This is a genomic window from Streptomyces iconiensis (assembly GCF_028657195.3).
Classification (GTDB): domain Bacteria; phylum Actinomycetota; class Actinomycetes; order Streptomycetales; family Streptomycetaceae; genus Streptomyces; species Streptomyces iconiensis.
Genome location: NZ_JANCPR020000050.1, coordinates 56,579 through 71,279 on the forward strand (window position 1 = coordinate 56,579; position 14,701 = coordinate 71,279).

Annotated in this window: 13 protein-coding genes; 5 read left to right on the forward strand and 8 right to left on the reverse strand. The window is 72.3% G+C overall.

Features of this window, described 5'->3' with window-relative positions:
- Positions 1 to 68: 68 nt before the first annotated feature.
- From NMN56_RS34985 to NMN56_RS35005, 5 genes are all read right to left on the reverse strand, one after another.
- Positions 69 to 296 (reverse strand): phosphopantetheine-binding protein, encoded by a 228-nt coding sequence (locus tag NMN56_RS34985; protein WP_274039397.1) that lies wholly within the window; start codon positions 294 to 296, stop codon positions 69 to 71.
- Between the two features lie 5 nt (positions 297 to 301).
- The gene (locus NMN56_RS34990; RefSeq protein WP_274039396.1) at positions 302 to 997 is read right to left on the reverse strand and encodes an isochorismatase family protein; all 696 of its coding nucleotides are present in this window, start codon (positions 995 to 997) and stop codon (positions 302 to 304) included.
- 17 nt (positions 998 to 1,014) lie between these two features.
- On the reverse strand, positions 1,015 to 2,724 hold the full coding sequence (locus tag NMN56_RS34995) for a (2,3-dihydroxybenzoyl)adenylate synthase (protein WP_274039395.1): 1,710 nt from the start codon (positions 2,722 to 2,724) through the stop codon (positions 1,015 to 1,017).
- The gene (locus NMN56_RS35000; RefSeq protein WP_274039394.1) at positions 2,721 to 3,935 is read right to left on the reverse strand and encodes an isochorismate synthase; all 1,215 of its coding nucleotides are present in this window, start codon (positions 3,933 to 3,935) and stop codon (positions 2,721 to 2,723) included. Before NMN56_RS35000 ends, NMN56_RS34995 begins: the two co-directional genes overlap by 4 nt.
- Before the next feature lie 313 nt (positions 3,936 to 4,248).
- Positions 4,249 to 5,154 carry a 2,3-dihydro-2,3-dihydroxybenzoate dehydrogenase gene (locus NMN56_RS35005; protein WP_274039393.1) on the reverse strand — a complete coding sequence of 302 codons (906 nt, stop codon included), beginning with the start codon at positions 5,152 to 5,154 and terminating at the stop codon, positions 4,249 to 4,251.
- Positions 5,155 to 5,559: 405 nt separating this feature from the next.
- Between NMN56_RS35005 and fhuB the strand changes: the two genes are divergently transcribed.
- Complete coding sequence (fhuB, locus tag NMN56_RS35010) at positions 5,560 to 7,935, forward strand: Fe(3+)-hydroxamate ABC transporter permease FhuB (protein ID WP_283742539.1); 2,376 nt, start codon at positions 5,560 to 5,562, stop codon at positions 7,933 to 7,935.
- Between the two features lie 62 nt (positions 7,936 to 7,997).
- Positions 7,998 to 9,239, forward strand: a complete 1,242-nt coding sequence (fes, locus tag NMN56_RS35015; RefSeq protein ID WP_283742540.1) for an enterochelin esterase — start codon at positions 7,998 to 8,000, stop codon at positions 9,237 to 9,239.
- Positions 9,240 to 9,334: 95 nt separating this feature from the next.
- Here fes and NMN56_RS35020 read toward each other — a convergent pair whose 3' ends face one another.
- Complete coding sequence (locus NMN56_RS35020) at positions 9,335 to 9,577, reverse strand: hypothetical protein (RefSeq protein ID WP_274039391.1); 243 nt, start codon at positions 9,575 to 9,577, stop codon at positions 9,335 to 9,337.
- Between the two features lie 559 nt (positions 9,578 to 10,136).
- Complete coding sequence (locus NMN56_RS35025) at positions 10,137 to 10,499, reverse strand: hypothetical protein (RefSeq protein ID WP_274039390.1); 363 nt, start codon at positions 10,497 to 10,499, stop codon at positions 10,137 to 10,139.
- A 167-nt stretch (positions 10,500 to 10,666) separates the two neighbouring features.
- Here NMN56_RS35025 and NMN56_RS35030 point away from each other — a divergent pair, with 167 nt between their 5' ends.
- On the forward strand, positions 10,667 to 11,923 hold the full coding sequence (locus tag NMN56_RS35030; RefSeq protein ID WP_274039389.1) for a helix-turn-helix domain-containing protein: 1,257 nt from the start codon (positions 10,667 to 10,669) through the stop codon (positions 11,921 to 11,923).
- A 444-nt stretch (positions 11,924 to 12,367) separates the two neighbouring features.
- Here the strand turns inward: NMN56_RS35030 and NMN56_RS35035 are convergent, their stop codons facing one another.
- Positions 12,368 to 12,730, reverse strand: coding sequence for a hypothetical protein (locus NMN56_RS35035; RefSeq protein WP_274039388.1), 363 nt, complete (start codon positions 12,728 to 12,730; stop codon positions 12,368 to 12,370).
- Between the two features lie 153 nt (positions 12,731 to 12,883).
- On the opposite strand from NMN56_RS35035, the gene NMN56_RS35040 reads away from it, so the two are divergent.
- Both NMN56_RS35040 and NMN56_RS35045 read left to right on the forward strand, forming a co-directional pair.
- Positions 12,884 to 14,056: a helix-turn-helix transcriptional regulator gene (locus NMN56_RS35040; RefSeq protein WP_274039387.1), complete on the forward strand. Its 1,173-nt coding sequence runs from the start codon at positions 12,884 to 12,886 to the stop codon at positions 14,054 to 14,056.
- Positions 14,057 to 14,069: 13 nt separating this feature from the next.
- Positions 14,070 to 14,384 carry a 4a-hydroxytetrahydrobiopterin dehydratase gene (locus NMN56_RS35045; RefSeq protein ID WP_274039386.1) on the forward strand — a complete coding sequence of 105 codons (315 nt, stop codon included), beginning with the start codon at positions 14,070 to 14,072 and terminating at the stop codon, positions 14,382 to 14,384.
- The last annotated feature ends 317 nt before the right edge of the window (positions 14,385 to 14,701 follow it).

Genomic DNA, 14,701 nt, shown 5'->3' on the forward strand with positions numbered 1-14,701 from the left:
TGCCTCATCTCGCCTCACGGCAGCGCTCACGCCACGTAGGTGCTCACCTCGCCGGCTCCCTGGTCTGCTCACGCCGCCGAGAGGAGCACCACCCACGCCTCCAGCGCCGGTTTCTCCGCCAGCTCGGCGAACGCGGCCTCCACGCCGTGCTCGCTGCGCCAGCGTTCGCGCAGCGTCATGAGGCGTACGGAGTCCAGGCCGTAGTCCACGAGGTTCTCGTCCACGGGGATGTCGTCCGGGTCCTCGCCCAGTACGTCGGCGACATCGGCGCGGAGCTGTTCCAGGGTGAGCGCCACCGCTCTCACTTCCCTTCCGGTGATGCGAAGACGGCGTCTGTCGCGGTGACGGTGTCCGCCGTGGAGAGGGTGTCCGCCGTGAAGACGGTGTCCGTCGTGGTGACGACGGAGCAGCGGCCCGCTGCCCAGCGCAGGGCCATCGCATGCTCCTCGGCGGAGAAGTCCGCTACGGCGTCGGCCACCACGAACGACTGGATGTCCCGCATCCACGCGTCGCACGCGGTCATCAGCACGCCGATGTGCGCGTAGACGCCGGTGAGGACGAGCTGGTCGCGGTCGAGCGCCCGCATGCGCTCTTCCAGTTCGGACCGTACGAAAGCGCTGTACTTCCACTTGGTCAGCACGGTGTCCCCGGCCCCGGGCGCGACCTGTGCGGCGATGGCCTCGGCGTGCGGGTCGGCGGGCAGTCCAGGGCCCCAGAAGTCCTGCTGGAGCCCGCGCTCGTCCGGGGTCTGGCCGCCCGGCTGCGCGGTGTAGACGACGGGCACGCCGAGAAGGGCCGCGTCCTTCTTCAACGCGGCCACGTTGGCGAGCAGTTCGGGCACGGGGGAGCGGTCGGCCTGGTACGCGGAGAGGAAGTGGTTCTGGAGGTCGTGGACCAGCAGGACGGCGCGGGAGGGGTCGACCTTCCACGGGACACGGTTGGCGGGCAGCGCGTCGCGTGCGGGCAGGGGATAGGGCGCGATGGCGGGCAGGGCCATGGTGTGAGAGCTTCCGTTCAGGTGTCGCTGGGCTGGTCGCCGGGGCCGGGGCCGGGGCCGGGACGGTCGGTGGGGCGTGCGGCGTCGGACCGCAGGTCCTTCTTGGAGATCTTGCCGACGCCGGTCTGCGGGAAGGCGTCGACGAACTCCACGTGGTCGGGCACCTTGTAGGCGGCCAGGCCCCGCGCGCGGACGAACTTCTTGACCGCTACGGGCTTCAGCGGTTCGGCGCCGGCGCGCAGGATCACGTAGGCGCGGGTGCGCTCGCCCAGGTACGGGTCGGGCTCGGCGACGACGTTGGCGTCGTGCACGGACGGGTGCGCGAGGAGGTGGTTCTCGACCTCCTCGGCCGCGATCTTCTCGCCGCCCCTGTTGATCTGGTCCTTGGCACGGCCCTCGACCACCAGGTGTCCGGTGGGGGTGAGGCGCACCACGTCGCCCGTACGGTAGAAGCCGTCCTCGGTGAAGGAGCGCGCGTTGTGCCGGGGTGCGCGCCAGTAGCCGCGGATGGTGTACGGGCCGCGCGTGAGCAGGTGGCCCGTCGCGCCGACGGGCAGGTCGTTGTCGTCGTCGTCCACGACGCGGATCTCGTCGTCGGGGGAGATCGGCCGGCCCTGCGTGGTGACGACGGTCTCCTCGTCGTCGTCCAGCCGCGTGTAGTTGACCAGGCCCTCGGCCATGCCGAACACCTGCTGAAGCGTGCAGCCCAGCGCGGGCCGCACCCTGCGTGCCGCCTCCTCGCTGAACTTGGCGCCGCCCACGAGCAGCACCTCAAGGCTGGAGAGGTCGTGCGGGGTGCCGGGCGCCGCCTCCGTCCACACCAGCGCCAGCGGCGGTACGAGCCCGGTGAGGGTGACCCGTTCGCGTGCGATCAGCGGGAACGCCACATCCGGGCTCGGCCGCGGGCACAGCACGACGCGGGCACCCGCATACAGCGCGCCGAGCGAACCGGGCGAGGAGAGCGGGAAGTTGTGCGCGGCGGGCAGCGCGCACAGGTAGACGCTGTCCTGGTCGACGCCGCAGATCTCGTTCGAGCCCCACAGCGAGTACATGTAGTCGTCGTGCGTGCGCGGGATCAGCTTGGGCGCCCCGGTGCTGCCGCCGGAGAGCTGGAGGAACGCCAGGTCGCCCGGTGCGGGGCCGGCCACCTCCACCTGTCCGGTGGCGCGCACGGACGACAGCGCTTCGAACGGTTCGGGCACCTCACCGGCGTCGGCCGCCACGAACACATGGCGCAGCTTGGGCACTTCGGCACGCACCTTCGCGGCCAGGTCCCGGTAGTCGTAGCCGCCGTGCTCGGCGGGGATCACGTAGGCGGCGGCCTCGGTGAAGGAGCAGAAGTAGCCGATCTCGGTCTCCCGGTGCGCCGGCAGCGCGAAGACGGGGAGGGCGCCGATACGGAAGAGGGCGAAGATCACCTCGAAGAACTCCGCCACGTTCGGGAGCTGCACGACGACCTTGTCGCCCTTGGCGATGCCCCGCTCCATCAGCCCCGCTGCGAGCCGGTCGGCGCGCGCGTCCAGTTCCTCGTACGTCCAGCGGCTGCCGGCCGCCGGGTCGACGATCGCGACGCGGTCCGGATGCGCGGCGGCGCGCTCGCGCAGCATCCCGCCGAAGGTCTCACCGCGCCAGTACCCTGCCGCGCGGTAGCGCTCGGCGAACTCCTGTGGCCAGGTGGGGCACTCGGGCCCGTCGGCGTGCTCGTACGGTCTGCCGGTGACGCTCACAGCTCTGCTCCCACGGCGCTCAGGAACGTACCGAACTTCGCCGCTGTCTCGGCGGTCTCGGCGGCCGGCTCGGAAGCGGCCACGACTCCGGCACCCGCGTACAGCCGCAGCGCACGCGCCGACGCCTCGGCGCAGCGGATCGTGACGACCCATTCGCCGTCACCGTCGGCGTCGCCCCAGCCGACCATGCCGGTGAAGAAGCCCCGGTCGAACGGTTCGGTCGCGCCGATCACCTCGCGCGCCGTGTCCGTCGGCGTCCCGCACACGGCGGGCGTGGGGTGCAGGGCGCTCGCCAGGTCGAGCGCCGAGGTGCCTGCGGAGGCGAGCCGTCCGGTCACGGTGGTCGACAGGTGCCACATGGCGGCCGTACGCACCAGCGTGGGCCGCTGCGGTACGTCCATCTCCGTGCAGGAGGGCGCCAGCGCCTGGTGCACGGCGTCCACCACGACGGCGTGCTCGTGCAGGTCCTTGGCCGACTGGAGCAGCGCGGCTGCGCGGCGTACGTCCTCGGCCAGGTCGGCGCTGCGCGGTGTGGACCCGGCCAGCGGGTTGGCGGTCACCCGGTCGCCCTGGCGCGAGACCAGCAGCTCAGGGCTGGCGCCCAGCAGCGTACGGTCCTCGCCGACCGGCAGCGCGAACGTGTAGCCGGAGGGGTCGCGGCGCGCGAGGCGCTGGAGCATGGCGGGCACGTCGAGCGGTTCGGAGGCCGTCAGTTCGAGGGTGCGCGCGAGCACGACCTTGCTGAACTCGCCCCGCCACATGCGCTCGACGGCCGCCGCGACACCGGCCCCGTACTCCTCGGGCGCCGGAACCTGCCGCACCCGCCAGTCCTTCGCCGCCGGCTCGGCCGCGGGCAGCGCCACGAGCGGGTCGGCGGTGAGCGGGGGAGCGGTGCGCACCCTGTCGTGGACGCTGAGCGCCGCGGGGGCCGTCTGGTCGAAGGGTATGGCCCCGATCACAACAGGCGAGGCGGCTCCCCCGTCCCGCGCCTCCGCCAGCGCCCGCGCGACACGCGCCGCCAACGGCCGTGCGTCGTGCGGCACTTCGACGCGTCTGTGTCTGCCGCCCCCGGCCAGCAGCGTACGGCTTGGTGTGGCGAGGAAACGGTCACCCGGCGTGTAGGCGTCCAGCAGCGCTGTGGCCGCTCCTACACCGGTACGGGCCGCGTCGGCCGGGAGTACGTGCGTGGCGACCTCGGGTGCCGTGGACACGGGGGCGCTCCATTTCTGGTTGTCCCGTTCGTTCGGGAGGGGTGAGGGCGGGTGTGGGTGTGGGTGTGGGCGGGGCCATGTGCGGTGCGCCGACGCCGTGTTGTGCGCCGTCGCCGTGTCGCGGGTGCCGCCCGGGCGTCGGTGCCGCTGCCGCTGCGTGGGGAGGGTGCCGCCGTGTCGGCGGTGTCGCCGTGGTCGCGGCATGGGTGGCATGGGCGGCCGGGGTTGCTCGGGGCTGGCTGGGCGTGACGGGTTCCGGGCTGGTCAAGGGGACTGGGCGCGGTTGCGGGTGTGGGCGGGCGCGTGGTGCGGGTCAGCGGAGGGTGGCGCCGCCGTCGACGTACAGCTCTTGGAGGGTGATGTGCCGGGCGCGGTCGGAGGCGAGGAAGACCACGGCCTCGGCGATGTCACGGGGCTCGGCGATCCGGCCCAGCGGGATGCCCGTCCTGTACGAGCCCGGGTCGCCCTCGATCACCTTGCGGCGCCCGCTTCCACCCGTGTCGGCGGCCCACATGCCGCGCTGCATCGCGGTGTCGGTCGAGCCGGGCGCCACGACGTTGCAGCGCACTCCGCTGCGCGCGTACTCCAGGCCGAGACACTTGGTGAACATCGTGGCCGCCGCCTTGGAGGCCGCATAGGCGGCCATGCCGGTGCGCGGGACGCCCGCCGCGTTCGACCCGACCGTGACGACGCAGCCGGAGCCGCGCGCCGCCATCCGGGAGGCGACAGCGCGGGAGGTGTGGAAGACGCCGGTGGTGTTCACGGCGAACGTCTCCGCCCAGTCCTCGTCGGTGAGTTCGACGGCGGGCGCCGTACGCAGGATGCCCGCGACGTTGACGAGGATGTCCAGCCCGCCGTGCTCCTCCTCGACGCGGCGCACGGTGGCCTCGACGGTGAGCGCCTCGGTGACGTCCATGACGTACGGGGTGATCGTGCCGAGCGCCTCGGCGGCGCCCTCGGCCTCGACGCCCGCACCCTTGTTGCCTGCGCCCTCGGTGCCTGCGCCGTCGATACCGTTGGCCCGTGCCTTCGCGCGGCGTTCCTGCCAGGCGGAGGCCAGGGTGTCGATGCCGTGCGCGTCGCGGTCGGTCGCCGCGACGTGAGCGCCCGCCGCCGCCAGGGCCTCCGCGACGGCCGCACCGATGCCCTGTCCCGCTCCGGTCACCAGCGCGGTGCGATGCGCGAACTCCCCCTGGGCGTCCGGTATGTGCTCAGGCATACACAACCTCCCGTAATTTGTTAGGTGAGCCTAACCTAATCCGAGAGGGCTGCCCAGCCAAGCCCGGTTCCCCGGGTCGGGGTCCTGGGCCGAACCCCAGGGTCGGGCCCGGGCCGGACCCCGGCCCGGACCCCGAGTCGAGGGTCGCACTACTTAGGCTAGCCTCACCTTATGCAGAAGCGGCGTACGGGATCACTGCCCCCGGGCCTCCAACACCCCCCGGGAAAGGGCACGATGACCGGCGAACCGTCCCCCGCGTCCCGCCATGACACGGATTCCGCATCCGCGAGAGGGCCCCGGAACGACCAGCCGGCTGCGGCAACGACTGAGGATGGGGCGACGGCTGCGGGCCGGGCAACGACTGAGGGCGGGGCGACGGCTGCGGTGCGGGTCGGGGCGACGACCGTGCAGGCGAACACTGCTGTGGCCGAACCCCGGGCCGCGCCGCGCACCGCAGAGCGCCCGGGAGCAGAGCACCCGGGCGACGTCCCGGGGGACCCTTCGGCCGGACGGTCAGCCGGTACGGCGCCCGGGCCGAACTCCGGTTCCGCTTCCGGCGGTCGGGGCTCGGAGGCGGCGCGGACGAGAACCATCGCGCTCGCCGTCACGGCCTTCACCGCCGTCGTGCTGCTGCTCGCCGCGCTCTCACTCTGCGTAGGGGCAGGAGAGGTGGGGCCCGGCGGCGTACTGGACTATCTGCTCAACCGTGACGGTGCCCGCGACAACGCGCGTCTCGCGCTCGTCGTGGGCGATCTGCGGCTGCCCCGCACCCTCACCGGGCTCCTCGTCGGCTCGGCGCTCGGTGTCGCGGGCTGCCTGCTCCAGGCCGTCACCCGTAATCCCTTGGCCGAGACGGGACTTCTGGGGGTCAACGCGGGCGCCTCGCTCGGGGTCGTCGCCGGTATCGCGCTGCTCGGCTTCTCCTCCGGATTCGCCTACCTCGTCTGCGCGTTCGCCGGTGCCGTCGTCGCCAGCGGCCTCGTCCTGCTGATCGCGGGACGCAAGGGCGGCGGCTCCCCGATGCGGCTCATCCTGGCCGGGGCCGCGCTCGGCGCCACCTTCGGCGGCATCACCAACGTCATCGTCGTCAACTCCGCCGAGACCTACGACCGGTTCCGCTTCTGGGTCCTCGGGTCGCTCGCCGGGGTCGAGGGCAGCGGCGAACTCGTACGGCTCGCGCCCGTGCTCGCGCTCGGCTTCCTCATCGCGCTGCTCGTCGCGCGCCCGCTGTCGGCGCTCGCGCTCGGCGACGACCTCGCGCGGGGGCTCGGACATCGCCCGCCCGTCATCCGTACGGTCGTCGCCGTCGCCGTCACCCTGCTGACCGCGGCTGCTGTCGCGCTCTCCGGACCCATCTCCTTCCTCGGCCTCCTCGCGGGGTTCCTCGCCCGCGCCCTCGCCGGAACCAGGCTCGCAGCCCGGCTGTTGCTCGCCGGGCTCATCGGCGCAGCCGTCCTCATGGCCGCCGATGTCGCCGCGCGGGTGGTCTCGCGCCCTTACGAGGCACCCGTCTCCGTGATCGTGGCGCTGCTCGGCGCACCCGTACTGATCGCGATCGTACGGTCGCGTCACCTCACGTCGATGGGCGCGACGGAACCCGCGGAGGAGTCCCCGCGACCGGGCGGGCGCCGTCGCAGGTTCACCCTTCACGCACCGTTCGGCGTCCGGAAGGGAGGGGCTTCGGAACGGGCGAGGACCGGAGCACGGCTCCCGGGGCGGGAACGGCTCCCGCGGCGGGAACGGCCCCCCGGGCGCGAACTGCTCCTGCGGCGCGGCGGGTTCTCGGTGCTCGTACCCGGCAGGCCGGCGCTCGCGGCGACGGCACTGGCCGCGCTGCTCGTCGTGGGTGTCGTCGTGTCGGCGTACGCGGGGCAGAGCGACATGACGGTGGGGCGCACGTTCCAGGCGGTGCTGGGATACGGGGACCATTTCGACGTACTCCTCGTGCAGAAGTTCCGGCTGGGCCGGATCGTCGCGGGCCTGGCGGCAGGCGCCGCGCTGGGACTGGCGGGCTGTCTGACACAGACGCTGGCGCGCAACAGGCTGGCGACGCCGGAACTGCTGGGCGTCAACGACGGCGCGACGGCCGCCGTCCTGCTCAGCGTCACGCTCAGCGCGACGGGCACGTTCGGCGCCTGGTGGGCGGGGCCCCTGGGCGCGCTCGCCGCCGTCCTCGTCGTGACGGCGGTCTCCGGCGGCCTCGGGCAGCGCGGCTACCGCGTCCTGGTGGTCGGCCTCGCCATGTCGGCGCTGGCCTCCGCCGTGACACAGGTGGTGCTCTCGCGCCGATCCCTGAACTCGGCGAGTTCGCTGTACGTGTGGACGTCCGGCAGCCTCAACGGCCGCGGTTACTCCGTGGCCGTGCCCGTCCTCATCGGCCTCGCGGTACTGGTCCCGCTCGCCCTGACCGCGGCACGCCAGCTGCGCGTACTGCGCTTCGACGACGCGACGGCGGCCTCGCTCGGCTCCCGCCCAGGCCGCACCCGCCTGGTCTGCCTGCTGCTGGCGGTCGCGCTCGCCGGGCTGGCCGTCGGCATCTGCGGGCCCGTCGGCTTTGTGGCGCTGGCCTCACCGGTGATCGCCTCCCGCCTGTCGGGGCCGCTGCGGGTGCCGTTGGTGGCGTCGATGCTCACGGGCGCCGTCCTGGTGGTACTCGCAGACACGCTGGGCCGCACCGTCTTCGACGGCACGGAACTGCCCGTGGGCGTCGTGACGACGGTGCTCGGCGGCCCCTTCCTGCTGTGGGTCCTGCTGGGACGTTCGGCGGCGACCCGCGTATGACGACGGAGCGTACGACGGCCGAACGTATGGCGACGGAGAAGAGGAAGAGGAAGGGGAACGGCATGCTGGATGCCCTGCGCCAGGCGGTACGGGCCGAAGTTCCGGGCGCCGAAAGGGACTTCTGGCTGCGCGCCGAGGCGCGCGGCACCCCGCTGGTGGAGCCCGACCCGGAAGGCGACCCGGTATACCGCCTGGTCACCTTCCTGTGGCGGGACGATCCTGAGCGGCCGGCCGAGGCCGTACTGGCGGTACTGCACACCGTCACGGACAAGGACAGGTACGCCAAGGACCTGACCCCCCACCTGATGGAACGGGTCGAGGGTACGGGCGTGTGGGCGCTCACCCACCGGTTGCGGGCCGACCACCGGGCCTCCTACCAGTTCCACACGGGCCCCCCGGCCGAACTCCTGCGCACCGACCGAGCTTCCTGGCGCCGCGTACTGGACGAGGCCGTACCCGACCCCCTCAGCCGTACGCCCCCGCTGCCGGCGCGCGGCGGCCGTAACCCGGCGTCCGTACTGGAGTTGCCTGAGGCGCCCCCGCAGCCGTACGCCGTGCGCCCGGCCGGGGCGTCACGCGGTACGTCGGTACGTACGGCGTTGGACGGCCGCGGCGTCACCGTCCACCTTCCCCACGGGCACGGGCACGGGCACGGGCAGGGGCAGGGGTGCGGCGGGGGTGCGGCGGGCGGCCCCTACGCGGTTGCCGTCCTGCTCGACGGCGAGATGTGGGGCCCCGTGCTCGGCGCGGGCGACATCCTCGACGGACTGCACGCCGACGGCCAACTGCCGCCCACCATCGGCCTGTTCGTCGACACGATGTCCGACCGCATGGAGGACCTGAGCTGTAGCGGCGCGTTCACGGACTGGCTCGCCGACACGCTGCTGCCGTGGGCCGCCGCCCGTTACGGTGCCGCCGCCGACCCGGCCCGTACGCTCGTCGCGGGTCAGAGCGCGGGCGGCCTGACCGCCGCGTACGCGATCCACCGGCGCCCCGACGTGTTCGGCCTCGCGCTGAGCCAGTCCGGCGCTTTCTGGTGGCCGGACCCCGACCCCTCCGACGAGAACGCGCCCGCGCCCGAGTGGCTCACCCGCCAGTACGCTTCCACCGCGCGACGCCCCGTACGCCTCCACCTGGAGGTCGGCACCCAGGAATGGATGCTGCTCTCCGAAAACCGCCGCCTCCGCAACGTCCTCCGCGCCCGCGGCTACGCCGTCACCTACGAGGAGTTCAACGGAGGCCACGACTACGCCTGCTGGCGCGGCGGCCTCGCCAGGGGGCTGGTGAAGTTGCTGGGGGAGTGAGCGGACGGCCTGCGAGCGCCTGCGCCTGGCGGCGCCGGGCGACTCCGCCCCCCTGGACACCGCCGACGGGGAGCGGAGCAGCGTTTGGCCGGCGCCTATGCACGTGCCGTCGGCGGAATGACGAACCCGCGCCGTGGCCTGCCACCGGCATCGGGCACAGGGCTGTCCGCGAGGGCGACGAGCGCCGTTCCCGTGATGTCGACGCGCTTGCCCGGATCGGCCTGGTCGTACACGCCCCACTCGCCCGACGGATCGTCCGCATTCACCGGAGCGACGACACCCGGGAACCCGATGCCTCTCAACGCGACATCGACGCGCCGCGCTTCGTCTGCGGTCATGTCCCTCACTCCCTCCGTCACGAATGGCCGCTCAGCCTAGTGCGACGCGCACTTGCCAGGATTGATCGGGCCGCAGCCCGCAGGCTTCGGAGTGTGCGAACAGTTCGCGCCCACAGGGACCAGTTCCCTCCCCGGCCCTGTCCACAGCCCGCGGTCCACCACCAGCCCTGCCGACTCGATCAACCGCGCCGTGCGCTCCATTGATTCTGTGGTGCCACGCCGGGTCTGGACGGGAGTTCTCGTCACTGCGATCGGCACGCGCACGTGGTCCGCGCGGTGAGCGTTGCCCCGCAGCGTTCCGCCGGTGCGGACACGACGATCGTCAGTACAGGCGGTGCCCCGCACCGGGGGCACCGTCGCCACCATGTGTCCGCGCTTGCCCCGATCGCTTCGCTGTCGCGCGCTTGCCTGTTGGCCGCTCTGGCGCGGCACCGGGCGCACCGGCACGGGGGGTAGGACTGGGTGAGGGGTGGGGTGCTGGTGGCCGGGTCGTGTTGGACGGTTTGGAGCGGGCCGTACGTCCGGCCGCCGTCGCGGGAGACGCGTAGCGTCATGACGCTCACGAGTTGTTGCTTCCGGCTGTCCGACCCGCCGTGGTGGCTACGCGGTGCCGTTCCGACTCGGCGTCGGTGGCCGCGCGGTGCCGTTCGGCCTCGGTGTCAGTGGTTGGGCGTACGGCCGTCGTCGTCCACTCGAAGTGGTCGGCGGCGCGTACGCGGTAGGCGCGGCCGGGCGGGTTCAGCGGTACGTCGACGTACACGCTGAGCACGGTGCCGACCCACTCACGCCCGTATGGCCGCGTGGTCGCCCGCGTCGCGTCGGCGACGATGTCGCCTGCCTTCGCTTCCGTCTCGCTTCCCCCGGCTCCGCCCGTTTCCCCGGCCCCGTGGGCTCCCCGGGCTCCGTGACCGCTGGCTCCCATGACCTGCACCTCGCTCCGCGCTCGCTGGTTGTGACGTGACACTCAGTTGACGGCTGTAGCGTTGTGGTAACCAGAGCGGGCGCCGCGCAGTTGGGGTTCACGAACCGCGCATGCCCTGCGCTGTGCAGCGACGACGCGATTCCGGGGGGTCCGTGGTGAAGCGACGCATGTTGGCTGCGCGACGTAGGGTCGCTGGCCTCACGCAGGAACAGATGGCCGAGGCGCTGATGGTCGCGGCCAGTACGGTGCGGCGTTGGGAAGCGGGTACCGCCACCCCTCAGCCGTGGCAACAGCCCCGGATCTGCCGCCTGTTGGGCATCGCGCCCGGCCAACTGGTCGCGATGCTGGATGTGGTGCGGCGGGAATCCGGCGGGGACGGCGCGGGTACCCCTGACATGGAGGTGTCGCCAGTGGAGCGAAGAGATTTCATGGGGGCAGCGCTGGCAGGTGTGTCGCTCGCGGCGGTGCCGACGGTGACGGCCGCCGCGCCTCGGCGCGTCGGACGGAGCGACGTCGAGCGCTCGCAACGCCGTGTCGGCGAACTGCGCAGGCTGGACGATCTGCAGGGCGGGGCCGGCGTGTATCCCCTCGTGCAGGAGGAGATCGCGCGCGTGTCCAAGCTCGGTACCACCGGCACGTTCACGCAGGAGGTCGGCCGTGGACTCCTGGCGCTCTTCGCTGAGTTGCACCAGTGCGCCTCATGGGCCGCCTACGACGCGGGACGCGTATCCATGGCGCAGGTCCTCGCGCAGCGGGCCGCGACAGCCGCCCAGCAGGCGGGCGACCGCACCCTGGCCGCCATCTCCCTGTCCCAGCTCTCCTATCTCATCGCGTCCGGGCCCACGCCACGCGAAGCGGTCACCGTGGCCGACTCGGCTCAGATGGTCGCCGGTCCTGCGGCGCCGCCGGTCGTCCGCGCCCTGCTGGCTGACCGCCGCGCATGGGCCTGCGCGCGTACGGGCGACGACAGCGGAGCGGACCGCGCGATGGGCGCGGCCCAGGACGCGCACGACCAGCGGGACACGTGGGAAGGCGAGGAACCCGCGGCGCTGTACTGGATCAACCGCGACGAATCCATGATCAAGGTGGGCCGGTGCTGGACCGAACTGCGCCGCCCCGACCGCGCCGTACCCGTGCTGGAACACCTGACGGTGCCGTACGGGGACACGCACTCCCGCGCCAGGGCGCGGTACTCCGCGTGGCTGGCCGGTGCGTACCTGGACGCGGGCGAGGTGACGGCAGCGGTCGCAAGCGCCGACCGAGCCCTCACCCTGTCGCACCGCACCGCCTCCCCGCGCACCGATGGCGACCTGCGCACCGTGCTCACCCGGTTCGAGCCGTACCGCAGCAGGCCGGACGTACGGGAGCTGCTGGACTCCACCCGAGCCACGCCGCCTCCGTCTCCGCCTCCGGTCAACTCGTAACGGGGGGACGGGCCTTCGAGGCAGCACGGGAGGGCGAGCGGGTCGCCGTGGTGCGCACAAGCTCGGTGGTCTTGTCCGGGGCTTTCGGCGTTGCTGGAGGAACGAGCGGGCGGCCCGGGAGCTTCCATCACTGCGGTCGGCACGCGCACGTGGTGCGGGCTGTGAGCGTTGCCCCGCCGCGTTCCGTTGGTGCGGATACGACGATCGTCAGTACGGGTGAGGCCCCGCACCGATGGCATCGCTGCCACCATGTGCCTGCGCCTGCCCCGATCGGTTCGCTGTCGCGCGCTTGCCTGTTGGCCGCTCTGGCGCGGCAGCGGTCGCACCGGCACGGGGGGTATGCCTGGCTGAGCGGCGGCGTAGATGTGGCCGGGTCACGCTGAACGGTCTCCTGCGGGCCGTAGGTCCGGCCGCCGTCGCGGGAGACGCGCAGCGTCATGACGCTCACGAGCGGTGGCCTTCGGCCGGCCGGGCCGTTGCGGGCGTTGCGCGGTGCGGGTTCGCCTTGTTGGTGGTGGTCGCGCGGTGCCGTTCCGACTCGGCGTCGGTGGCCGCGCGTACGGCCGTCGTCGTCCACTCGAAGTGGTCGGCGGCGCGTACGCGGTAGGCGCGGCCGGGCGGGTTCAGCGGTACGTCGACGTACACGCTGAGCACGGTGCCGACCCACTCACGCCCGTATGGCCGCGTGGTCGCCCGCGTCGCGTCGGCGACGATGTCGCCTGCCTCCGCGCCCGTCGCGCTTCCCCCGGCTCCGCCCGTCTCCCCGGCCCCGTGGGCTCCCCGGGCTCCGTGACCGTCGACTCCCATGACCTGCACCTCGCTCCGCGTTCACTGGTCGTGATGCCAACCAGTCAAGAACCGGCCTGATCGGAGGACCAGCGCGGCGAGCGCACATCTTCCGTGCAGAACTCGCCGTTATGCCACGATGTAGTGCAACAACGCGGATAGGGAGACTTTCTGATGCCGAGTCAGCTCGCGCTGCGGCGCAGGGTGGCGGGGTACTCTCAAGAGGAATTCGCTGTAGAGATGTCCGTCGCGACCACGACTGTCCGCCGGTGGGAACGCGGGGAGACGACCCCGCAGGGATGGCAGTGCCCGCGACTGTGTGCGCTGCTGGGGCTCACGCCGAGCGAGCTGGCGGAGCTGCTGCGCGAGGCGGGAGAAGGGGGCGAGCCTGTGAAGCGCCGTACGTTCCTCGCGGACGCGTCGGCAATGACGGCCGCCGCCGCGCTGCCCGCACCGCCAGGCAGTCATGCCGAGGTCGTTGACTACTTCCGGGACCAGCTCGGTGGGTATCACAAGGCGGACACCGTCCTCGGATCGGCACGTGTGCTGCCTGCCGTGCAGCAGGGATACGTGACCCTTGTGCAGCTCGCCCACGGGGCCCGGGGTGCGGACCGCCGCGACTTGTGGCAGCTCACCGCCGCGTACGCCGCGCGTCTTACGTGGTTGCACCAGGACGCCGGTGCCATGGATGAGGCGGACCGGTGGGCGGCGCGCAGCATCGAACTGGCGCATCGCAGTGCCGATCCCCAGCTCACCGCGCACGTCCTGGTCAATCGAGCCATGATCGACACTGATCTGGGCGACGGGCCAGGGACCGTGGAACTGGTAGGCGTCGCCCTGGGCGGTGGTGGACGCGCGCTGTGCCCGAAAGTACGCGTGCAGGCCCTCCAGCAGGCCGCACACGGGCACGCTCTCAGCGGAGACCGTGTGGCCGCAGACGGTGCGCTGCGGCAGGCCGCTCCCTTGGTCGCGCAGATCAACGACGAGTACCCGTGGGGGGTGGCGGGGAAGGCCCCCACCTATCTGCCAGCCCAGCGCGCCACGTGCTACAGCCGTTTGCGGCTTGGGGACGAGGCAGCAGATGCGTGGGCGGACGTGCTCGGCGCGCAGCATCCCGCCCGGGACCGTGCCGTCTTCACCGCCCGATACGCGCAGGCCCTCGCCGACGCCCGGCAACCAGAGCACGCGGCGGAAGTGCTGACGGACGCCGCAACGACCGCCGCGCAGGCTGGGTCCGCCCGCCTCAAGCGGGAAATCCTCACGGCGTGGGAGCAGTTGAAACCTTGGCACCACTCGGCGCCGGGCAGACGGGCGCGGCGTGTACTGGCAACCGCAGGGATGATCTGAGGGGCGGCAGCACATGGCGGAGCGTGACCCGTTGTCGGTGGAGGCGGTGGCCGATCATCTGTCGCGGTGGGACGGGTGGGAGGGGGACACGGCTCGTATCCATAAGACCTTTGCGCTGGACTTCTACGAAAGCACGACGTTCCTCGCCGACCTCGTCGAGCCGGCGCACCGGCTGCGGCACCAGCCGGACATCGACCTGCGCTGGGGCAAGTTGACGATCTCGCTCACCACATACAGCTCGGACGCGGTCGTGACCGAACTCGACTTCAAGCTGGTCGCGGAGATCGAGCGCGTCGCGGCTGCGCATGGGGCTGCGGCAGTCGAGTAGCGCGTCCCCTGCGCCCTTGTCGATGCGGCTGAGCCGCTCGCCGTACATGTTGCCGATCACGTCCGCGCCGGCCTGCGCCCCGGCTGTCGCGACCGCGGCATCGTCGGAGTTCGCGGATGAGCCGATCATGCCGTGCAGACTATCGGGGCGGAGCTGTCGCCTCGGCGTACCTTCCCGGACAGAGCACTGGCTAGATGGTTGATGCGCTTTTATGTGCTGGTCAGTGGGGTGGGGTGGTCGTAGTGGATCAGTGATCGTTTCCTGTCGGCTCGGCAGGCCCAGTTGTGCCAGATCGCCGCGTTGAGGGCCAGGAGTCG